The 20,917-nt window shown below is 67.2% G+C and carries 16 protein-coding genes; 6 read left to right on the forward strand and 10 right to left on the reverse strand.

The genetic code is table 11. The annotated features are described in order from the left end of the window. Positions 1-24 precede the first annotated feature (24 nt). Together EQZ23_RS14635 and EQZ23_RS14640 are read right to left on the reverse strand one after the other, a co-directional pair. Complete coding sequence (locus EQZ23_RS14635; RefSeq protein WP_128455161.1) at positions 25-1,200, reverse strand: Xaa-Pro peptidase family protein; 1,176 nt, start codon at positions 1,198-1,200, stop codon at positions 25-27. After that, on the reverse strand, positions 1,197-2,450 hold the full coding sequence (locus EQZ23_RS14640) for an FAD-dependent oxidoreductase (RefSeq protein ID WP_128455162.1): 1,254 nt from the start codon (positions 2,448-2,450) through the stop codon (positions 1,197-1,199). Before EQZ23_RS14640 ends, EQZ23_RS14635 begins: the two co-directional genes overlap by 4 nt. Before the next feature lie 76 nt (positions 2,451-2,526). Between EQZ23_RS14640 and EQZ23_RS14645 the strand changes: the two genes are divergently transcribed. The 4 genes from EQZ23_RS14645 to EQZ23_RS14660 all read left to right on the forward strand — a co-directional run bounded on the left by EQZ23_RS14645 (position 2,527) and on the right by EQZ23_RS14660 (position 6,575). Further along, positions 2,527-3,429, forward strand: a complete 903-nt coding sequence (locus EQZ23_RS14645) for a dihydrodipicolinate synthase family protein (RefSeq protein WP_128455163.1) — start codon at positions 2,527-2,529, stop codon at positions 3,427-3,429. Continuing rightward, on the forward strand, positions 3,429-4,427 hold the full coding sequence (locus tag EQZ23_RS14650) for a 4-hydroxyproline epimerase (RefSeq protein WP_128455164.1): 999 nt from the start codon (positions 3,429-3,431) through the stop codon (positions 4,425-4,427). The genes EQZ23_RS14645 and EQZ23_RS14650 overlap by 1 nt, the downstream gene beginning before the upstream one ends. Before the next feature lie 63 nt (positions 4,428-4,490). Next, the gene (locus tag EQZ23_RS14655; protein ID WP_128455165.1) at positions 4,491-5,144 is read left to right on the forward strand and encodes a GntR family transcriptional regulator; all 654 of its coding nucleotides are present in this window, start codon (positions 4,491-4,493) and stop codon (positions 5,142-5,144) included. Positions 5,145-5,165: 21 nt separating this feature from the next. Further along, positions 5,166-6,575, forward strand: coding sequence for an amino acid permease (locus tag EQZ23_RS14660; RefSeq protein ID WP_240663593.1), 1,410 nt, complete (start codon positions 5,166-5,168; stop codon positions 6,573-6,575). Here EQZ23_RS14660 and EQZ23_RS14665 read toward each other — a convergent pair. Both EQZ23_RS14665 and EQZ23_RS14670 read right to left on the reverse strand, forming a co-directional pair. Then, the gene (locus tag EQZ23_RS14665; RefSeq protein WP_128455606.1) at positions 6,572-7,789 is read right to left on the reverse strand and encodes a multidrug effflux MFS transporter; all 1,218 of its coding nucleotides are present in this window, start codon (positions 7,787-7,789) and stop codon (positions 6,572-6,574) included. The two genes, EQZ23_RS14660 and EQZ23_RS14665, sit on opposite strands and share 4 nt — an antisense overlap. Before the next feature lie 156 nt (positions 7,790-7,945). Next, entirely contained in the window at positions 7,946-8,554 is a 609-nt protein-coding gene (locus EQZ23_RS14670) for a TetR/AcrR family transcriptional regulator (RefSeq protein ID WP_128455167.1), read from the reverse strand. A gap of 190 nt (positions 8,555-8,744) precedes the next feature. Here EQZ23_RS14670 and EQZ23_RS14675 point away from each other — a divergent pair, with 190 nt between their 5' ends. Next, complete coding sequence (locus tag EQZ23_RS14675; protein WP_128455168.1) at positions 8,745-9,425, forward strand: type 1 glutamine amidotransferase domain-containing protein; 681 nt, start codon at positions 8,745-8,747, stop codon at positions 9,423-9,425. Positions 9,426-9,485: 60 nt separating this feature from the next. On the opposite strand, the gene nagE is transcribed toward EQZ23_RS14675, so the two are convergent. From nagE to EQZ23_RS14705, 6 genes are all read right to left on the reverse strand, one after another. Continuing rightward, positions 9,486-11,207 (reverse strand): N-acetylglucosamine-specific PTS transporter subunit IIBC, encoded by a 1,722-nt coding sequence (gene nagE / locus EQZ23_RS14680; protein ID WP_128455169.1) that lies wholly within the window; start codon positions 11,205-11,207, stop codon positions 9,486-9,488. Further along, positions 11,204-13,795 carry a phosphoenolpyruvate--protein phosphotransferase gene (gene ptsP / locus EQZ23_RS14685; RefSeq protein WP_128455170.1) on the reverse strand — a complete coding sequence of 864 codons (2,592 nt, stop codon included), beginning with the start codon at positions 13,793-13,795 and terminating at the stop codon, positions 11,204-11,206. Before ptsP ends, nagE begins: the two co-directional genes overlap by 4 nt. 4 nt (positions 13,796-13,799) lie before the next feature. Then, on the reverse strand, positions 13,800-14,951 hold the full coding sequence (gene nagA / locus EQZ23_RS14690; protein ID WP_128455171.1) for an N-acetylglucosamine-6-phosphate deacetylase: 1,152 nt from the start codon (positions 14,949-14,951) through the stop codon (positions 13,800-13,802). A 26-nt stretch (positions 14,952-14,977) separates the two neighbouring features. After that, a complete protein-coding gene (locus EQZ23_RS14695) occupies positions 14,978-15,985 on the reverse strand; it encodes an SIS domain-containing protein (RefSeq protein WP_128455607.1) in 1,008 nt (335 codons plus the stop codon). A 106-nt stretch (positions 15,986-16,091) separates the two neighbouring features. Continuing rightward, a complete protein-coding gene (locus EQZ23_RS14700) occupies positions 16,092-16,829 on the reverse strand; it encodes a GntR family transcriptional regulator (protein WP_128455172.1) in 738 nt (245 codons plus the stop codon). An 87-nt stretch (positions 16,830-16,916) separates the two neighbouring features. Next, a complete protein-coding gene (locus tag EQZ23_RS14705; RefSeq protein ID WP_128455173.1) occupies positions 16,917-17,693 on the reverse strand; it encodes a copper homeostasis protein CutC in 777 nt (258 codons plus the stop codon). Between the two features lie 372 nt (positions 17,694-18,065). Between EQZ23_RS14705 and EQZ23_RS14710 the strand changes: the two genes are divergently transcribed. After that, positions 18,066-20,882, forward strand: a complete 2,817-nt coding sequence (locus EQZ23_RS14710) for a TonB-dependent receptor (RefSeq protein WP_128455174.1) — start codon at positions 18,066-18,068, stop codon at positions 20,880-20,882. Positions 20,883-20,917: the final 35 nt, after the last annotated feature.

Raw genomic sequence — 20,917 nt, forward strand, 5'->3', positions numbered from 1 at the left:
TCGGAAACAGCGACTGTCGAACCCCTAGCCGAACGGGCGGTAGATCGAGGGCTGCGGCTCGGTGAACCACGCCGCGCCGGTGTCCGTCACGTGGAAATGATCCTCGAGCCGGATGCCGAAGCGGTCGGGGATGACGATCATCGGTTCGTTTGAAAAACACATGCCGGGCGCGAGCGGCGTGCGGTCGCCGCGGACGAGATAGGCGGGCTCGTGGATCGACAGGCCGATGCCGTGGCCGGTGCGGTGCGGCAGGCCGGGGAGGCGGTAGTCGGGGCCGAGCCCGGCTTTCTCCAGCACCACGCGGGCCGCGGCGTCGATCGCTTCGCATGGCACGCCGGGCCGGACCGCGTCGAATGCCGCGGCCTGCGCTTCGTGTTCGATGTCCCAGATCGCGCGCTCTTCGTCGCCGACGGTGCCGAACGCATACGTCCGCGTGATGTCGGAATGATAGCCTTCGACCTGGCAGCCGGTGTCGATCAGCACGAGCTGGTCGTCTTCGAGCAGCTGGTCGCCGGGGATGCCGTGCGGGAAGGCAGTCGCCCGGCCGAACTGGACCGCGCAGAAATACGAGCCCGACGATCCGATCGCACGATGCGCCTCGTCGATGAAGCGGATCACCGTGCTGGCGGCGATACCGGGGTGGAGGATGCGCGCGGCGCGGCGCTGGATGTCGAGCGTCATAGCCTTGGCTTGCGACAGGAGCGCGATTTCGGCGGGGCTTTTGATCATCCGGCACGCGTCGATCACCGAGGCGCCGTCGCCGAGATCGAGGCCGGTGGCGGCGAGCGCGGTCGCCATGCCGTAGGGGAGTTGCGGGTCGATCAGCAGCGTGCCGTCGACGGCGTCGACCACAAGCGCGTACGGGCTCTCGTCTTCTTCCCAGAGCCGCAGGTCGGCGTCGATTTCGACCGCCGCCTCCAGCGAACCCTGTTCGAAGCGCGGACAGATCAGGATCGGCTGGCCCTTAACCGGGAGGAGCAGCGCGACGAGCCGCTCGGTCGCGCCCCACGGGATACCGGCGAAATAGCGCAGGCTCGCCCCCGCACCGATCAGGATCGCGTCGGCGCCCGCCGCCTCGGTCAGCGCGCGCGCCTTGTCGAGCCGGGCGGCGCGTTCGGTCGACGTGATGCGCGGCGCCGGGGTCGCCCAGGGGGCAATGGTCGACAGTTCGTCGGCTATCGTTGATCCGCCGATGGTCATGCGTGATGTCCTTTCTGACTGAAGCGGGCTTTTTTGCCGAAGCGGTCGAGGTCGAACGGGGCGAGCGGCACCGCGGGCGTCTCGTCCGCGAGCATCGCCGCGACGAGGGTCGCGGTCACCGGGGCCAGCGTGAGCCCGAGATGCTGATGCCCGAACGCATAGGCGAGATTCGCGTGGCGCGTCGAGCGGCCGATCGCGGGAAGATAGTCGGGCAGCGTCGGTCTGGCGCCCATCCAGCGCTCGAACGGCCCCTCGATCGGCAGGCCGAGCGTGCGGACGTGATGCTCGAGCCGGTCCCATTTGCGCGGATCGGGCGGGCCGTCGGGATCGCCGAGTTCGACGAAGCTCGCCGCCTGCACGCAATCGGCATAGCGCGTGACGATCATCGACCGATCCTCGAACACCAATGGTGGCAGGTCTGCGGGCCAGCCGTCGGCGCGCGCGCGGATGTGATAGCCGCGCTCGGCGATCATCGGTACGCGGTAGCCGAGCGGTTCGAGCAGCGTGCGCGAGCGGACGCCAGCGGTCACGAGTACGCGATCAACATCATGCCCGACGATGACGATCCGGTCGCCGTCTTCCGCCAGCGCTGCGGCTTGGCGGACGATCCGACCGCCCCGCGCCTCGACCGAGGCTTCGAGCGTCGTGGCGAGCCGGCGCAGGTCGGCGATCTGGCCGCTGCCCGAGAAGCGGATCGCGCCGCCGACCGGATCGGCCAGAAAGCCCAGCCGGCGGAGCAAGGCCGGGTCCGCGTCAGCGATGCGGGCGGTGCCGATCGCGGTGCGCGACCAGCGTTTGCGGCCAATTTGCGCACTGGTCGGCGTATCCCACACGACGATATGCCCGTCCTCGCGGAGCAGGTCGCGCGCGCCGAGCGTCTCGACCAGATCGCGCCACGCCGGCATCGCGCCCGCCAGCAGCGGAGTCAGCGCGGCGGTTCCAGCGGCGAAACGCGCCGGTGTCGAGGCGGCGATCAGCCGGGCGGCGAACGGCAGCCAGCGTCCCGCCATCGACAGGGGCAAACCTAGCGCGCCACCCACGCTGAACACGCGCTTCGGCACCGAGCGCAGCGCGGCGGGGGAGGCGAGCGGCTCGACCTGCTCGACCGCGATATGCCCGGCATTGCCCCAGGATGCGGCGTTGTAATCGGCGTCGGGGTCGAACACATTCACGCCGTGCCCGCGATCGAGGAGCGCGACGGCGCAGCTCAAGCCGACGACGCCGCCTCCCACTATACCGATCGTTTTCAACCTATTCTCCTGTTGCACCGCATCAATCAGTTTCGTATACGGTATATATATTGAAACGCAGGAAGGTCGATACAGAATGTCCGTCGAGTGGAAGGGTGTATTTCCGGCCGTAACGACTCAGATCCGCGAGGACCTGACGGTCGATCTTGCCGATACGCAACGTGTCGTCGACGATCTCATCCGCGACGGTGTGACCGGGGTGATCGCGCTCGGCACGGTCGGCGAGAATAACTCGTTCGACTATGATGAAAAGGTCGAAGTGCTGACCGCGATCGTCGAGGCGGTCGACGGCCGCGTGCCGGTCATCACCGGCGTCTCGGAATATGATACGCGCCGCGCGGTGCGGTATGCGCAAGCCGCCGAGAAGGTCGGCGCGGACGGTCTGATGCTGTTGCCGCCGATGGTCTATGTGCCCAAGCCGCACGAACTGGTCGAGCATTTCAAGGGCGTCGCAAATGCGGTCGGCCTGCCGATCATGCTGTACAACAACCCGCCCGCGTACCGGACCCAGATCGACAACGAGGTGCTCGCGGCGCTGGTCGACGTGACGAACATTGTCGCGGTCAAGGAATCGGCGCCCGACACGCGGCGCTTCACCGACGTGAAGACGGCGTTCGGCGATCGGTACGTGCTGTTCGCGGGGCTCGACGACGTCGCGCTCGAGGGGCTGTATCTGGGAGCGCAGGGCTGGGTGTCCGGACTCACCAACGCGTTTCCGCGGGAATCGGTCGAGCTGGTCAACGCGTTCCAGCGCGGCGATCATGCCAAGGCGATGGAGATCTATCGCTGGTTCATGCCGCTGCTCCATCTCGATGCCGAGCATGACCTGGTCCAGTCGATCAAGCTCGCCGAGCAAGTGATGGGGCGTGGCTCCGAACGCGTCCTGCCACCGCGCTATCCGCTCATCGGTGCGCGTCGGGCCGAGGTGATCGCGATGGTCGAGCAGGCCGCGGCGACGCGCCCGACGCTCTCGGCCTGATGCGCCACACCTTCTTCTGCATCGACGGCCACACGGCCGGTAATCCGGTCCGCCTCGTCGCGGGCGGGGCGCCGTTGCTGAAGGGGGCGTCGATGTCGGAGCGGCGGCAGGACTTCCTGAACCGGTTCGACTGGATCAGGACCGGGCTCTGCTTCGAACCGCGCGGGCACGACATGATGTCGGGCGGGTTCCTCTACCCGCCGACGCGTGACGACACCGATATCGGCATATTGTTCATCGAGACGAGCGGATGCCTGCCGATGTGCGGGCACGGCACGATCGGGATGGTGACGTTCGGGCTCGAACACGGGCTGATCCAGCCTGCGGTGCCGGGCCGGTTGCGGATCGAGGTGCCGGCGGGCGTGATCGACGTTGCCTACGAGACGCGGGGCGCGAAGGTGACGTCGGTACGGATCACCAACGTCCCGTCCTACGTCGCGGCGCGCGGGATCGCCGTCGATATCGAGGGGATCGGGCCGCTCGTCATCGACGTGGCCTATGGCGGCAATTATTACGCGATCGTCGAGCGGCAGGGGCGCTATACCGGCCTCGACGACCTGGGTGCCGCGGAGATCATCGCGCTCAGCGGCCGCGTTCGCGAGGCGGTGCGGGCCAAGTTCGAACCCGTCCACCCGCTCGACCCGACGATCCGCGGCGTGAGCCACGTGCTGTGGGCGGACGTGCCGCGCCATGACGGCGCGGATGGCCGCAACGCAGTATTCTACGGCGACAAGGCGATCGACCGCAGCCCGTGCGGCACCGGCACCTCCGCTCGGCTCGCGCATCTCGCCGACAAGGGGCGTTTGTCGGTCGGCGACCGGTTCGTCCACGAAAGCTATATCGGCAGCCGCTTCATCGGCCGTGTCGAGGCCGAGACTACGCTCGGCGACACCCCCGCGATCATCCCGTCGATCGAGGGATCGGCGGTCGCGACGGGGTTCAACACGATCTGGATCGACCGCGAGGATGCCTTCTGGGAAGGGTTCCAAGTTTCGTGAGCCGTTTTTCATGAAGTGTAGGCTATGCTGGTGCAGCACTTCTGCCCCCGGAGCCTTCTTCCTATGAGTATCGTCGTCCGCACGCTGTCCGAACAGGTGTTCGAGATCGTCCGCGAACAGATCGTCACGGGCAAGCTCGCGGGGCATACCGCGATCCGCCAGGATGCGCTGGCGACCGAACTCGGGGTCAGCAAGATCCCGCTGCGCGAGGCACTTGCGCGGCTCGAGCAGGAGGGCCTGCTGACCAGCCACGCCAATCGCGGCTATTCGGTCCAGCCGATGTCGGCGGACGAGGCGGACGACATCTTCGCGCTCCGCCTCAGCATCGAGCCGCAGGCGGCGGCTTATGCGTCGACCGTCGCGAACGATTCGGATCGCGCGATCGCCATCCTTGCGTTTGAGGAACTCGACAACGCCGCGAGCGAGCGGCTGGCTGAGGTCGCGATCCGCAACCGCGTGTTCCACACCGCGCTCGTCCGGCCCGGCCGTCGCCTGCTGACCACGCAGATGGTCGAGCGGCTGGCGATCCTCGCCGAGCGCTATGTCGTCGCGCATCTGCGGCCGGCGGGGCGTGAGGATCGCGCGCATCTCGAGCATCGCCAGTTGCTCGACGCATGGCTCGCGCGCGACGACGATCGCATGCTGACGCTGCTGACCAGCCATATTCAATCGACGCTGACCGACCTGCGCTTCCAGTTCGTAACAGCGCGCGACTAGAGATCACAACCGGGGATGGGCATGTTTGGACCGCGTAAATCGTTCGAATCGTCAGCCCATAGCCAGGAACACAGCCTCGCCAAGACGCTGAGCTGGCCGCATCTGATCGCGCTCGGGGTGGGCGCGATCGTCGGCACCGGGATCTATACGCTGGTCGGCGTCGGCGCCGAACGCGCGGGGCCGGGCGTGATCCTCGCCTTCGTGATCTGCGGCGTGATCTGCGCGTGCGCCGCGCTCGCCTACACCGAACTCGCGACGCTGATCCCCGCCGCCGGGAGCGCGTACACGTTCAGCTACACCGCGCTGGGCGAGGGTATCGCCTGGGTGGTCGGCTGGAGCCTGATCCTCGAATATTCGCTGGCGTGTTCGACGGTCGCGGTCGGCTGGTCGGGCTATCTGGTCGGCTGGATCGAGGCGGCGGGGATCCACCTGCCGCAAGCGTTGCTGGTCGGGCCGCATGGCGGCGGGCTCGTCAACATGCCGGCGGTGTTGGTGTCGCTTGGCGTGATGGGGATGCTGATCCTCGGGACGCGGCAGAGCGCGACGCTGAACATCGTGCTGGTGCTGATCAAGCTCGTCGCGCTGACGGTGTTCGTGATCTACGCGGCGCCCGCGTTCAAGGCCGACAACCTCCACCCGTTCATGCCCTACGGCTTCGGATCGACCGAGGTCGGCGGGCACAAGCGCGGCGTGATGGCGGCCGCGGCGATCGTGTTCTTCGCCTTCTACGGCTTCGATGCGGTGGCGACCTCGGCGGAGGAGACCAAGAATCCCAAGCGCGACCTGACGATCGGCATCGTCGGTTCGATGCTGGTCTGCACGGTGATTTACATGGCGGTGGCGGTCAGCGCGATCGGCGCGGTGCCGTTCACGCAGCTCGCCAATTCGCCCGAGCCGCTCGCGCTGGTGCTGCGCCAGTTGAGCCAGCCGTTCGCGGCGCAGATCATCGCGCTGGCGGCGGTGATCGCGCTGCCGTCGGTGATCCTGGTGATGATGTACGGGCAGAGCCGGATCTTCTTCGTGATGGCGCGCGACGGCCTGCTCCCGCGCGGTCTCGCCAAGGTCAGCAAGCGGACCGGATCGCCGACGCTGATCACGCTGCTGACCGGGTTGTCGATCGCCGCGGTCGCGGGCTTCTTCCGGCTCGACGAGATTGCCGAACTCGCCAATGCGGGGACGCTGATCGCGTTCATCTCGGTGGGCGTGTGCCTGATGGTGCTGCGCCGCACCGCGCCGCATCTGCCGCGCCTGTTCCGTTGCCCGGCCGCGTATGTGGTCGGCGCGGTGACCGTGCTCGGCTGCCTGTATCTGCTGGCGAGCTTGCCGACGTCGACGCTCGTGCGCTTCGTCATCTGGAATGCCGCCGGGCTGGCGCTCTACTTCGTTTATGGTCGGCGGAAGAGCGCCGTAGGGCAAGGAGTGTCGGTCTAGGGCGTGGGCGGCTGCTCGGCGCCGGCGTGGCGTGCGCGGAAGAGTTTGCCGCCTTCGACGGCGTAGACGACCGCCAGGACACCCAGGCCGATCGCGAGATATCCGATCGCCAGGGGATAGGTGGTGCCGTTATAGGACTGCCCGATCAGCGACCCGACGATCACTGCGCCGACGCTGGTGATGAACCCCTGGATCGACGAGGCGGTCCCCGCGATATGCCCTACCGGCTCCATCGCCATGGCACCGAAATTGGAGCCGCACAGGCCGATACAGGTCATGCTCAGCGCCTGGAACAGCATGTAGGTCCACAGCGATTCCAGCCCGGTCGCGATCACGCCGATATGCAGCAGCGACAGGCCGATCAGCGCGAATACCGCGGCTTGCGAGATCAGTCGCGTCCCCAGGCGCTCGACCAGCCGACTGTTGGCGAACGATGCACACCCCATCGAAAAGGCGCAGACCGCGAACAGGATGGTGAAACGCTCGCCGGCATGAAACTCGTCGACGAAGATCTGCTGGGCCGATGACACAAAGGCGATGATGCCGCCGAAGGTCATCGACGCGGCGACCGCATATCCCGCCGAGAACCTGTTCGTCAGCGTCAGCGTGTAGGCGGCGCGCAGTGCGCCGAGCGACAAGGGAGTCCGACGGTCGACCGGCAGTGATTCTCCGAGCCGGATAGCGGACCAGGCGAGTACCAGCGCCGCAAACCCGGCCAGGGCATAGAAGATGAACCGCCACGGACCGAACGCCAGCAGCAGCTGGCCGAGGCTGGGCGCCATGATCGGCACGAGGAAGAAGATCATCTGCGCCACCGACAGCGTGCGCGCCATCTGGCGTCCGGAATAGCGGTCGCGGACGATCGCGACGGCGAGCACGCGCGTGGAGGCGGACATCAGCCCCTGGAGGACACGGGCGCCGAGCAACGCGGCGAAGGTCTGCGATCCGGCGGCGAAGATGCTGGCTGCGACGAAGTCGGCGAGCGTCACCAGCAGGATCGGCTTGCGCCCGTACCGATCCGCCAACGGACCGTAGACGAGCTGGCCAGCGCCGAACCCGAGCATGTACGCGGTGATGATCCATTGCCGGTGGTTGGCGGTGGCGATGCCGAGCTGATGGCCGATATCCGCGAGCGCGGGCAGCATCAGGTCGACGCCGAGCGCGTTGACCGCCATCAGCGCCGCGACGAAGGCGATGAATTCGCCGGGTTGCATCAAGGGGGCGGAGGTTTTGTCGGTCATCGGGTTCGCCTAGGTCGCAAACGCTGCGAAGGCCATGTGAATGACGGATCGCGGCGATCGGTTCCGGTTCGCGGATCGGTTGCCGCCGCCGCCGGTCAATCGGGTTCGTATGCCGACGCGGTCGCCGGGTTATCGGGGCGGGAGCGTCATACCCAATAACCGACGCGTGGTTCTGAGCGCGGTCTCGAACGGATCCTGCGTGCGGACGATCTTGACCATCACGCTGGCCCCGAGCCACAGATGATAGAGCGATGCGGCGAGTTCGGCCGGTGGCTCGACCGTGGAGAGCGAGCGGTCCGCCACGCCGGCCTCGATCGCTTCGGCCATGCGCGCCACGATGCCGGTCGTCCCGGCCTTCAGGGCGAGGCGCATCGGCTCGGACAGATCGGCGACTTCGGCACCCAGCTTCACGGCGAGGCAGCGCCCCTGGCACTCGAACGCCCCCTGGGTCTCGCGCCATGCCGCGAAATACAGCATCAGTCGCTCCGCCGCGGTCAGGCCGGGCTTGGCGAACAGCACGTCCATGTCGTCGTGATAGCCCTCGAAATAGGCCGAGAGCATGGCCTCGCCGAATGCGTCCTTCGAAGCGAAATAATGGTAGAACGACCCCTTGGGGACGCCCGCCTCCTTCAGGATTTCGGTCAGGCCGACGGCGGAAAAGCCCTTGCGGCTCATGATCCTCTGGCCCGCCGCCAGGATCGTCGATCGTGAGCCGGGTTCGTGTTCTGAAGGTACCATGGCACTCCCTATCGAGCCATAGACCAATCGTCTAGTAATCTTCGGCTTGGCGTCGCTGCGCTGCTTGCATCGGCCGTCACACAAGAACAAAGGAACGTAATCGACTCAAGATTGTTACTAGACGACCGGTCTAATGATGCCTAGGTATCATCCATCGGCTTGGCCGCTCCAAGATATGCAAGGACATCGCATGAAGATCCTGATGATACTCACGTCGCACGACACGCTTGGCGACACCGGACGCAAGACCGGCTTCTGGCTCGAGGAGCTCGCGGCGCCCTATTACATCTTCAAGGATGCCGGCGCCGAGATCACGCTGGCCTCGCCCAAGGGCGGGCAGCCGCCGCTCGATCCCAAGAGCAACGAGCCCGACAGCCAGACCGACGACACGCGCCGCTTCGAAGCGGACGGCGAGGCCCAGGCGGCGTTGGCCAGCACCGTGAAACTGGCGGACGTCTCGGCGACCGACTTCGACACCGTGTTCTACCCCGGTGGGCACGGCCCGCTCTGGGACCTGGCCGAGGATGCCACCTCGATCGATCTCATCGAAACCACGCTCGCGGCCGGCAAGCCGGTGGCGCTCGTGTGCCATGCGCCGGGTGTCCTGCGTCACGTCAAGACCGCCGACGGTCGTCCGCTGGTCGAGGGCAAGACAGTGACGGGGTTCGCCAATTCGGAAGAGGATGCAGTCGGCTTGACCGACGTGGTGCCGTTCCTCGTCGAGGACGAACTGACGGCCAAGGGCGGCGTCTATTCGCGGGGTCCGGACTGGGGCTCGTACGTGGTGCAGGACGGCCTGCTCATCACCGGGCAGAACCCCGGTTCGTCGGCCGCCGCCGCACGGGCGCTGCTGGACGCACTCGCCGCCTGACCGCCCGGGTTCATAACCTGTCGGCATCCTCCAGACCGGGGATGCCGACAGGGCGCGCGGTCAGACTGCGATGATCGCCGCGTCGGCGTCCCCGGCCAGCAGCAGGTGGAGCAGGCCGGGCGCCGGCCGTGCGATCGCGTGGATGCCCAGCGCCTCGAGTGCGGGGGTCGAAGCGCGGTCGACATCTTTCAGGCGGATCCGCAGGCGGGTGCCGTGCTGGCTGGCCGCCTCCACATTCTCCGCACCGCCGAGTGCGGCGACGGTGGCGGGGGTCAGTCGGACGTCGTTGGTGGCGGCGGTTGCCGGTGCTGCGGCCGAAGGGGGAGGGCTAGTCGCCTCGATCGGCGCTGCGATCGCGTCGCGGATTTCGACTGCGACCGAATCGGCGATCGGGCCGAGCACGATCTGCAGTGCGTTGGCCGAAGGGCGGATCAGACCGCGTGCGCCGAGCGCCTTGAGACGGGCCGCGTCGACGTGCTTCTGGTTCACGACGATCAGCCGTAGCCGGGTCGTGCAGGCGCCGACGCTGGTCAGGTTGGCGGCCCCGCCGAGTGCTTCGGCGAAGGCGGCACCCCGTTCGCTCTTGGCGATCATAGCGGCCGCTACCGGCGCATCGCGCTCGCGACCCGGCGTCGGCAGGTCGAGGCGTTTGATGACGGTGCGGAACAGGACATAGTAGATCGCGGCATAGGCGAGGCCGACCGGGATCAGCAGCAGCGGCTTGGTCGCCTTGCCGTAGTTCAGCACGTAATCGAACAGCCCGGCGGAGAAGCCGAAGCCGAGCTTCACGCCGAGCGCGTTCATCAACGCCATCGACACGCCCGTCAGCACCGCGTGGATCGCGTAGAGCACGGGCGCCAGGAACATGAAGCTGAACTCGATCGGCTCGGTCACGCCGGTCAGCGCGGACGTGAGCGCGAGGCTGAGCAGCATGCCGCCGACCGCCTTGCGCCGCTCTGGCAACGCGGCGTGGTACATGGCGAGGCAGGCGGCGGGGAGGCCGAACATCATCACCGGGAAGAAGCCGGCCATGAACGCGCCCGCGGTCGGATCGCCCGCGAAGAAGCGACGGAGATCGCCCGTGGTACCGTTATAATCGCCGGCGACGAACCAGACGATGTTGTTGAGCAGATGGTGCAGCCCGGTAACGAGCAGCAGGCGGTTAAGGAGCCCGAACGCGAACAGGCCGAAGCCGCCCGCGCCGCTGATGCCGTAGCTGAGGCCGTCGATGCCAGCGCTCAGCGCGCCGAAGCCGAGGCCTACGATCAGTCCGAGCACAAGGCCCGCGACGCCGCTGACGATCGGCACGAACCGGCGGCCGCCGAAAAAGGCGAGGTATTCGGGGAGCGCGATGGTCGAGAAGCGGTTGTAGAAACTGCCGCCGATCAGGCCCGAGAGGATGCCGATCGGCACGTCGAGCCGGGCGATCGCCTTGGCCTTCCACGCCGCGGTGGCCATCGCGACCGCGTCGCCGGTAAAGCCTTTTAGCGCGTCGGCGGGGACGGTCATCAACGCCTGCGCGCCCTGCGTCGAGACGAGGTAGCAGACCACGCCCGCCAGACACGCGGCACCGTTGCCGTCGCGCGCGAAGCCGGTGGCGACGCCGATCGCGAAGAGCAGGCCTAGGTGGGAGAAGATCGCATCACCTGCCGCGCTGAGCACTGCGATGTCGAGCAGGTCGGGCTGGCCGAGACGCAGTAGCAGCCCTGCGACGGGCAACACCGCGATCGGCAGCATGAGCGCGCGGCCGAGCGGCTGGAGGGCTTCGAGCAGCGACTTCATGGGTGGAACTCCCGGGCGAGCGTTCGCACGTCCGCGGCTGAGATACAGGTCATCGCGGCCGCGGCATGCGCGCGACACGCGTCGATCGTGAGCGTCGCGACCAGCGCCTTGATCTCGGGCACGAGTGCGGGCGCGGACGAGAGTTCGGTGACGCCGAGGCCGATCAGGATCGGCACCGCGAGCGGATCGGAGGCGAGGCTGCCGCAGACGCCGGTCCATTTGCCGTGGACCGCGCCACCTTCGCAGGTGCGCGCGATCAGGCGGAGGACGGCAGGGTGGAGACCGTCGAGGTCGCTCGCCACCGCCGGATTGCCGCGGTCCATCGCGAGCGCATATTGCGTCAGGTCGTTGGTGCCGATCGAGAAGAAGTCGGCCTCGCTGGCAAGCAGGTCGGCGGTGATCGCGGCGGCGGGCGTCTCGATCATGATGCCGAGCGCGACGTGATCGGTGTGGCCGATCGCGGCGGCGGCGGCATCGAGCGCGGCGCGGACGGCGCGCAGTTCCGCGAGGCTCGCGATCATCGGCACCATGATGCGGCACTGGCCGGCTGGGCGGACCGCTAGGATCGCGCGCAGCTGTGCGTCGAGCATCTCGGGGTGCGCGAGGCCGACGCGGATGCCGCGCAGGCCGAGGGCGGGATTCTCTTCCGCGGCGATCGGAAGATACGGCGCGGGCTTGTCGCCACCGATGTCGAGCAGGCGGACGATCAATGGGCGGCCGTCGAGCGTGGTGGCGATGCGCTGGTAATCGGCGGTCTGTTCCTCGATGCTCGGCGCGCTGTCGCGTTCGAGGAAGAGGAATTCGGTGCGGAGCAGCCCGCAGCCTTCTGCGCCGTTACGGACCGCGGCTTCGGCGTCGTCGGCCGAGCCGAGATTGGCGAAGGCTTCGATGCGGACGCCGTCCTGCGTGCGACATTCGCGCGCGGCGTTGGCGAGGGCTGCGCGGCGGCGTTCGGTCTGCGCGTCGTACGCGGTCTGTGCGGTTGCCAGCGTCTCAGGCTCGGGGGCGACGTGGAGCAGACCGGCGCCAGCATCAAGGATCAGCGGCGTGCCGGTAGCGATTTCGGCAAGCGCCGGGCCGACCGCGACCAGTGCGGGGAGGCCCATCGTCGCGGCGAGGATCGCGACGTGCGAGGTCGGCCCGCCGCGCTCGACGCAGAAGCCGACGATCGATGCGGTGTCGAGGCCGAGCAGGTGCGAGGGGAGCAGATCGTCCGCCAACAGGATCGTGCCGGGCGGGAAGCTCAGGCGCTCGTCGAGATCCTCGCCGGCGAGTGCGCGGAGCAGCTGGCGCTCGAGATCAAGCATGTCGTCGGCGCGCTCGGCGAGGCGTGCGTCGCCGGTTGCGTGAAGCGTATCGGCCTGCGCGCGGATCGCGGTGCGCCAGGCATAGGCGGCGCTGTCGCTGCTGGCGATCGCGGCGTAAGCGGCGTCGGTGAGCGTGGGGTCGTCGAGGAGGGCGGCGTGCGCAGTAAGGATCGCGCGTTCGGCGCCGGTCGCGGTGGCCGATTTGGTGGCGAGGCGGGTGGCGACGGTGGCGAGCGCTGCGTCGAGTGCGGCGCGTTCGGTGGTCGGGTCGGCGCCTTGGTGGACGACGGCGATCTCGGCGAGGCGGAAGAGCCCGGCCTGGCCGATCGCGATGCCGGGGGAGGCGGTGACGCCGGGCAGGCGGCCATCCGCGGGCAGGGTCGCGACGTGTTTTCGGACAGCTGCTTGTTCCCCCGCGAAGGCGGGGGCCCAGGAGCCACGAGCGGTGGCGCTGCTGGGTCCTGGACCCCCGCCTTCGCGGGGCATCAGGGGGGCGGTCGGGGCGGGAGCCGCACCGGATCCGGCCTTCTCGCCCATGCCGCCGAGGATCAGGTCGCCGATCGCGGCGAGCGCGTCGGCTGCGTCTGGGCCCGTGGCTGCGAGCGTGATCTCGTCGCCGAGCTTTACCCCCAGCGCCATCAGCGCCACGGGACTGCGGACATTGCCGTCGCGCTCGTCCTTGGAGATTTTGACCTCGGAGACGAACTTCCGCGCGGTCTCGCCGATGCGTGCGGCGGGCCGGGCGTGGATGCCGTGGACCAAGGGCACGACGATCGTGCGGCGGACCGTATCGCCTTCGACCACGGCCACATCGGCGGAATCGCGGGGTTCGAGCGTCATCATCGCCTCGCCGACGCCGACCAACCGGTCGGTCTCGCGGCGGACGATCGTGAAACGCTCCGGATTGGTCACGATCACCGGCGTGATGACCGCGCGCGCTTCGCAGACCAGCAGGTCGAGATCGAAGCGGATCAGCGGATCGAGCCGCTGCACCGTCGCACCCTCGACAACACACGGGGTGAACCCGCGACCGCCAAGCCCGACCGTGTCGAGCCCGATATGCATCAGGATCTCGGCGCCTTCCGGTGTGCGCAGCGTGATCGCGTGACCGCTGGCATGCACGCTCAGCACGACCGCATCGCACGGCGCGTACAGGCAATCGCCGGTCGGATCGACCGCGATCCCGTCGCCCATCATCCGTTCGGCGAAGACCGGGTCGGGAACCGCCTCGAGTGGCGATGCCCAGCCCTGGAGGGGCGACGTCAGGATGATAGGCTTCATGGCTTTACGTCCTGCCTGCGACCAGTTGGCCGCCGATCCATGTGCCCGCGGGCATCAGATCGGCGGTGAGGACGACCCAGTCGGCGCGCAACCCGGGGGCGAGCGCACCGCGCTCGTGGCCGAGGCGGAGGAACGCGGCGGGATTGGTCGCCGCCATCGCTGCTGCGACGGGCACTTCGGCGTGCGTGCGCGCGACGAAGTTGCGGACCGCGCCGGCCATGTCGAGATCGGAGCCGGCGAGCGTCCCGTCCTCGCCGAAGCACTTGCCCTCCTCGACATGGATCAGTCGCCCCTGCAGGCGGAAATCCTTGTCGACCGCGCCGACCGACGGCATCGCGTCGCTGACCAGCATCAGCCGGTCGTTGGGCCGCGCGTTGAGCGCGAGACGCAGCGCGGCATCGTGGACGTGCAGACCGTCGGCGATCAGCCCGCAATAGACGTGGCGATCGTCGAGCGCCGCACCGACGACGCCGGGCGCGCGGTGCAGCAGCGGCGACATCGCGTTGAACAGGTGGGTGATCCCGGTCAGGCCGCCGCCGATCGCCTCGACGATCGTCTCATAGTCCGCGTCGGTATGGCCTGCGCTGACGATCACGCCGCCCGCCACCAGTCGCGCGATCGACGCCGCGTCGGTCAGTTCGGGGGCGAGCGTCACCATCACCTGACCCTTGCGCGGCCGGATCAGCAACTCGATCATGGCGTCGTCGAGCAGCCGGAACTTGGCCGGATCGTGGATGCCTTTTCGTGCGGGGTTGATGCACGGCCCTTCGATGTGCGCGCCGACCACGCCGGGCACGCCCGCCAGGATCGCGGCGTCCATCGCGTCGAGCGTCGCCTCGATCACCTCGGGCGTGTCGCTGATCAGCGTCGGCATGAACGCCGTCGTGCCGTAGGGCATGTGCGCGGCGCCGATCGCGGCGATGCCCTCGACGGTCGGCTGGTCGTTGAGCAGCACGCCGCCGCCACCGTTCACTTGCGTGTCGACGAAGCCGGGGACCAGCCAGCCACCGTCGAGGTCGATCGCCTCGGACGCGACCCGCTCGAGCGGCGTGATCAAGGCGATCCGGTCGCCGACGACACGGATCGTCGCGCCGTTCAGCAGACCGTCGCGCGTGACGACGATGCCGTTGACGACGTGGAACTGGGACTCGTTCATGCCGTGCATGCGCATACCGTTCCCGCTCATACCGTCTTCGTGACCTTGCTGAGATGCAGTGGCGCATCGGGATTGAGCCCGCGACGCAGCGACAGGGAATTGGCCATGCGGTAGAAGCTCTGGATCATGAGGATCGGTTCGATTGCGGGGTGACCGGTATAGGCGGCCGGATCGGCTTCGCAGTTTGCCTTCGCATCGGCGAGGCAGACGACCGCGCCGCGTGCGCGGAACTCCGCCGCGGCCTCGCGCACGCCGTCGCCGGCCGTGTCGGAGGTGGCGAACGCGATCACCGGGAAGCCGTCGTTGACGATCGCCATCGGTCCGTGGCGGACCTCGGCGGCGCTGAACGCCTCGGCGTGGAGCGCGCAGGTTTCCTTGAGCTTCAACGCCGCTTCCTGCGCGATGCCGTAGCCATAGCCGCGACCGATCACGAAGAGGTTGTTGGCGTCGGCCAGCGCATCGACCACCGACGTCCAGTTCGCGCCGAATGCGAGCGTGAGCATGTCGGGGAGCGTATCGATCGCCTTGGTCAGCGCGTCGTTCTGCGACCAGGCCGCGGTCAGCGCCGCGAACGCCGCGAGGGCGCAGATATAGGATTTGGTCGCCGCGACCGAGCGCTCTGGCCCCGCCTTCAGCGCGATCATCGTGTCGGCCATCTCGGCGAGCGGCGACGTCTCGTCGTTGACGAACGCGACGACATGCGCGCCGGCCGTCTGATAGGCGGACACGGTAGCGAGTAGATCGGGGCTGCGGCCGCTCTGCGACACCGCGATCACCAATGCGGTGCCGGGTGCCATCGGTGCGGCATAGACCGACGATACCGACGGAGCGGCCGACGCGACCGGCACGCCGAGCAGCGTCTCGATCAGGTATTTGCCATAAGTCGCTGCATGATCCGATGACCCGCGCGCGCAGGTGACGACCACCGCGGGAGGCGCGGCGCGGAGGCGCTCGCCAAGTGCCGTCAGCGCCTCACGGTTGGCGGCGAGCAGCCGCGCGACGGCGTCGGCAGCTTCGGCGGCTTCGCTGAACATCAGCGTCGGCGGCGACGCATTGGAGATCAGCGTCGGCGACGACGCGGTGGTCGCAGTGGTAATCTCGGTCACGGTATGCCCCCCGGCCGGCGCCCGTGCGCCGGCGTCAGATGTCGTTGAGTTCGGCGACGAGATCGTAGGCGTCGCCACGGTAATAGGATTGGGTGAATTCGGCGGCCCGGCCATCGCGCAGGAAGCCGCGGCGTTCGATGAACAGGCCGGCATGGCCTGCATCGACGCCGAGCATCTTGGCATGCTCCGGGCTGAAGTGGACGGCGCGCAGGCGTTGCAGCGCGCGCACCGGACGGTTGCCCGCCGCTTCGAGCGCTTCGTACAACGAGTCCTGAACGGCATCGATGGTCGGCAGGCAGTATCCAGCGATCGTCGAATATTCGAGCGCCATCGGCGTGTCGTCGGCGTAGCGGATGCGCTGGAACCGGTAGACCGCCGAACCCGGCGAGAGGCCGAGCGAGAGCGATTCCTCCGGCGTCACCATGCCGATCGTGCGGCTGACCCACGCGCTGCTCGGCGTCCGGCCCCGCGACTGCATGTCCTCCGAGAAGGACGACAGCTTCGAGAAGCTCTTCTCGACGCGAGTGGCGACGAACGTGCCTGCGCCGCGGCGGCGGGTGAGCAGACCTTCCTCGACCAGCCCGCCGATCGCTTTGCGGACGGTGATGCGCGACACGTCGTATTCTATCGCAAGATCGCGTTCGGCCGGCAGCGCGTCGTCCTTGGCCAGCACGTTGCGGTTGATCGCATCGCGGATCAACTGCTGAAGCTGGACATACAACGGCGCGGGATTGCCATCCCGGAACCTGCCAATGCTCGTTGAAAAGGACATGAAGGCGACTTTCGATGATGCCGGAGCGGGCCTCGAAACGAGAATGGCCCGGCAACCGATCTTGGATACGTTATGTATTGGTATTGTTCAAGTGACTTGACCGACTGTGTTGCGAAGTACGGCCTTGAGATTTCGTACGCGGGTGACGTCGGTATGGCGACGCCCGGCCGCTGCAAAGCCGAACCGGCGTTCGCGCGCGGCCGTTTCCGACGCGCCGTCCTCGCCTTCGGAAGCGACGAGACTGCCGCAGGATGCGTGCACCTCGCCGATGCCCGTCGCGAGGATTTCCGCGACGTTGCCCGCGTCGACGCCGCTGCCGGCGAGAATGCCGATGCGGCCCGCGGCGCGACGATGCAGCGCGGTCAGCATCGCAAGACCATCGATCGCCTTCGGTTCGCCCCCGGACGTCAGGACGCGATCGAAACCAAGCGCAATCGCAGCGTCGAGTGCTGCAGGCATGTCGTCGCACAGGTCGATCGCGCGGTGCAGCGTCAGCGATAGCGGTGCGCCGCGCGCCGTACCCAATGTACGGGCATGCGTGACGAGCGCCGCGAGGAGATCGAGATCGAGCGTATGATCCGCCCGACTCGCGCCGATCACGACGCCCGCAAGCCCTGCGTCGCTGGCGGCGGTCATGTCGGCCGCGATCATCGCCGCCTCGCGCGCGGTATAGTGGAAGCCACCTTCGCGGGGTCTGGCGAGCAGATGGACGGGGATCGGGATGGCCGTCGCGGCCGCGATCAGCGAAGGCGAAGGGGTCAGACCGCCGAGCGCCAGGGCGGCACACAGCTCGATCCGGTCGCCGCCGCCCGCGACGGCCGCATCCAGCCCCGCGATATCGTCGACACAGATTTCGAGGGTCATCAGGCGGCCTTCAGCGAACAGCAATAATATTACGTTTGGCCGATCGAATCACGTGCTTCAATCCCCAAAAGCGCAAGGGTCGGCAAGAAATGGTATTAGTGGTCCGGGGCGACAGAATGCCACCGGGGTGCCTTTTTCGGCGCGATAATTCCGTAAGGCATTCTAAAATAACGAGAAAAGCAACGGGTCGCGCGCGCATCGGATTGGTAACCAAATTGTAATTTCCGATGGATTCCTCAATCAAATTGGTTATACGGTTGTCCTGCCAAGCTGCTCACATAATAACCAAAACAGTACCAAGCGGCGGGTGATCAAAGGGGCGCGGCGTGCGTCGGGGTGGCGCTGCGGCGTCTAAGGGAAGGGGCTTTGACAATGATTTTCCGTAAGCAGATTTTGTTGGCTTCGAGCGCAGTCGTCCTCGTCGCCGCGACGCCGAGTGCGTTCGCGCAGGTCGCGACCGCGCCAGCGGCGGATCCCGTCGCCGCGCCAGCGGCTGAGGCCGCCGCAGCGCCGCAGACCGTCACCCCCGACGCGCCCGTCGCCGACGAAACCGGCGCGGACATCGTCGTCACCGGTATCCGCGGCAGCCTGCGCAGCGCGATCGCGGTGAAGCGTCAGGCCAACGCGATCGTCGACGTCATCAGCGCCGAGGCGATCGGCAAGTTCCCTGACCGCAACGTCGCCGAATCCCTGTCGCACGTTCCCGGCGTCAGCATCGATCGTCGCTTCGGCGAGGGCGAGAAGGTCGCGATCCACGGTACCGACCCTGCGCTGAACCGCATGCTGCTCGACGGCCACGCGGTCGCCTCGGCCGACTGGGGCGGCAACGACAACGACCCGACCAGCCGTACCTTCAACTATTCGCTGCTCGCGCCCGAACTCGTCGAGCGCCTCGAGGTCTACAAGTCGCCCGAGCCACGTATCGAAGAAGGCAGCATCGGCGGCACGGTCATCGTCCGCACGCGCCGTCCGCTCGACACGCCGGCCAACTCGATCTTCGCGTCGGGCGGCTATTCGTATAACGACCGTGCCGACAAGGGTAACGTCCGCGCGTCGGGCCTGTACAGCTGGCACAACGAGGGCGGCACGTTCGGCGTGCTCGGCGCCGTCACCTACGACAAGCAGAACCTGACCCGCGCCGGCGTGGAATTCTTCGGTTTCGAGAATGCCGGCGACCGCTTCTTCCAGAAGGATACGAACAACGCGCTGGTCCTCGACGCGGGCGGGCAGCCCGTCCTGAAGAATCCGAATGCGACGATCACCGGCGGCACGCGCCAGGATCTCGCCAACGCGGTATCGCCGTTCGGCATCAACTACGCGTATTTCACGCAGCAGCGTAAGCGCATCAGCTATGTCGGCACGGTCCAGGCCAAGCCGACCGACGACATCACGCTGACGCTCAACGGCCTGCATATCGACGGCAACTACAACAACTCCAGCCAGTCGATGTACGTCATCCCCGGCGCGTGGAGCGGCGACGTTCTCCAGTCGGCGACGCTCGCGAACGGCGTCGTCACCAATGCGAGCTTCGGTGCGGCCTCGGCGAACAGCCAGAGCGCACAGCTCGATCTGCTGATCCGCAAGACCAAGCTGACCACCGACAACCTCAACTTCGTCGGCGAATGGGAAGGTCCGGGCGGCGCGAGCGTGTCGGCGACGGCCGGCTGGAGCAAGGCGATCGGTGGGCGCAATCCCGAATATCTGCTCGATGTGCGGACCGACCTTCCGTACAGCTACGGCTTTACCTCGGACAGCGCGAACGTCGACTATGTCGGCGACCTGACCAACCCCGCCAATTATCGCCGCAGCAACAGCCCGCAGCTCCAGACAATCGACGGTGCGCCGGTGATCGTCAACGGCACGCAGCTGAACGCGGCACGCGCGGGCGGCATCGATTTCTCCAAGACGATCGATCGCGATTATTACGCCGGCTATGACGCGGTCATTCCGTTCGAGGCGGGGCCGTTCAAGGACATCCGCATCGGCGGCAAGTTCACCGATCACCGCAACCGCCTGAACGCGAGCGGCTTCAACAACTACTCGACCTCGAACTACACGCTGGCGAGCCTCGGCGTCGATACGATGACGACGCCGAACGGCACGTTCGATGGCACCGGCGGTACCGGCAACGCGACCCAGTACATCAACCTGTCGCAGCAGACCGTGATCGACATCCTCGCCAATTCGGTGAACGTCGCCGTCGCCAAGCCGACCGCGTCGTACATCGTCGACGAGACGGTCGCGGCGAACTACGTCCAGCTGAACTTCGACCAGAGCGGCTTCCGCGGCAACATCGGCGGTCGTCTGGTCTACACCAAGAACGTGTCGAACTATGCCAACCAGGTCTCCGGCACCGACGGCAGCCTGCCGACGATCGTGCCGCAGCGGGCCGAGAACGACTATCTGAAGTTCCTGCCGAGCCTGAACGTCGCCTATGAAGCGGGCACGCAGCTGATCTTCCGCGGCAGCGTCGCCAAGGTGATCGCTCGTCCGCGTTATGAGCAGCTTGGCGGGTCGGTCGGTCGCAACGACATCACGCTGGATGCGAGCGGCGGCAATCCGAACCTGAAGCCGTATCAGTCGACCAACTACGAATTGTCGGCGGAATATTATCCGCGCCAAGGGACGCTGTTGTCGCTCGAACTGTTCCGTCGCGAGGTGAAGGACTACATCCTCAACGGGCTGAGCCGCCAGACGTTCTTCAACGAACTGACGCAGAGCAATGCGTCCTATCTCGTGTCGCAGCCGCTCAACGGCGGCAACGCGAACGTCAACGGTGCGCTGGTCTCGGCACAGGGCGAGATCTGGCACGGCTTCGGCCTGCAGGCGAACTACTCCTACGCCGAGAGCTCGACCGACGAGGGGCTGAACCTGCCCTATCTGTCGAAGCACACCGTCAACGTGATCCCGTATTACGAGAACGGGCCGTTCCAGGCGCGACTGAGCTATAACTACCGGTCGTCGTATTTCCGCGCGATCGGCCGCCTGAACTCGATCGACATGGTCGCGCCGTACAGCCAGCTCGATTTCTCGGCCGGCTTCAACCTGACCAAGGCGGTCACGCTGACGGTCAATGCGCAGAACCTGCTCGACTCGACCTATACCCAGTATAGCGGCTCGCGCGATCGGCCGACGGCGTTCTACAAGAACGGCCGTACGTTCGTCGCGTCGGTATCGTTCAGGATGTAATATGGGGCGCGTCGGGATCGGCGCGCCCCCTTCTT

The organism is Sphingomonas sp. UV9, assembly GCF_004101245.1.
Taxonomy (GTDB): domain Bacteria; phylum Pseudomonadota; class Alphaproteobacteria; order Sphingomonadales; family Sphingomonadaceae; genus Sphingomonas.

What these genes read in the sequence shown, in the direction of transcription:
- EQZ23_RS14635 (WP_128455161.1), bottom strand. Translation starts at nt 1,200, where the DNA reads ATGACCATCGGCGGATCAACGATAGCCGACGAACTGTCGACCATTGCC.
- EQZ23_RS14645 (WP_128455163.1), top strand. Translation starts at nt 2,527, where the DNA reads ATGTCCGTCGAGTGGAAGGGTGTATTTCCGGCCGTAACGACTCAGATC.
- EQZ23_RS14650 (WP_128455164.1), top strand. Translation starts at nt 3,429, where the DNA reads ATGCGCCACACCTTCTTCTGCATCGACGGCCACACGGCCGGTAATCCG.
- EQZ23_RS14655 (WP_128455165.1), top strand. Translation starts at nt 4,491, where the DNA reads ATGAGTATCGTCGTCCGCACGCTGTCCGAACAGGTGTTCGAGATCGTC.
- EQZ23_RS14660 (WP_240663593.1), top strand. Translation starts at nt 5,166, where the DNA reads ATGTTTGGACCGCGTAAATCGTTCGAATCGTCAGCCCATAGCCAGGAA.
- EQZ23_RS14665 (WP_128455606.1), bottom strand. Translation starts at nt 7,789, where the DNA reads ATGCAACCCGGCGAATTCATCGCCTTCGTCGCGGCGCTGATGGCGGTC.
- EQZ23_RS14670 (WP_128455167.1), bottom strand. Translation starts at nt 8,554, where the DNA reads ATGGTACCTTCAGAACACGAACCCGGCTCACGATCGACGATCCTGGCG.
- EQZ23_RS14675 (WP_128455168.1), top strand. Translation starts at nt 8,745, where the DNA reads ATGAAGATCCTGATGATACTCACGTCGCACGACACGCTTGGCGACACC.
- nagE (WP_128455169.1), bottom strand. Translation starts at nt 11,207, where the DNA reads ATGAAGTCGCTGCTCGAAGCCCTCCAGCCGCTCGGCCGCGCGCTCATG.
- ptsP (WP_128455170.1), bottom strand. Translation starts at nt 13,795, where the DNA reads ATGAAGCCTATCATCCTGACGTCGCCCCTCCAGGGCTGGGCATCGCCA.
- nagA (WP_128455171.1), bottom strand. Translation starts at nt 14,951, where the DNA reads ATGAACGAGTCCCAGTTCCACGTCGTCAACGGCATCGTCGTCACGCGC.
- EQZ23_RS14695 (WP_128455607.1), bottom strand. Translation starts at nt 15,985, where the DNA reads ATGTTCAGCGAAGCCGCCGAAGCTGCCGACGCCGTCGCGCGGCTGCTC.
- EQZ23_RS14700 (WP_128455172.1), bottom strand. Translation starts at nt 16,829, where the DNA reads ATGTCCTTTTCAACGAGCATTGGCAGGTTCCGGGATGGCAATCCCGCG.
- EQZ23_RS14705 (WP_128455173.1), bottom strand. Translation starts at nt 17,693, where the DNA reads ATGACCCTCGAAATCTGTGTCGACGATATCGCGGGGCTGGATGCGGCC.
- EQZ23_RS14710 (WP_128455174.1), top strand. Translation starts at nt 18,066, where the DNA reads ATGATTTTCCGTAAGCAGATTTTGTTGGCTTCGAGCGCAGTCGTCCTC.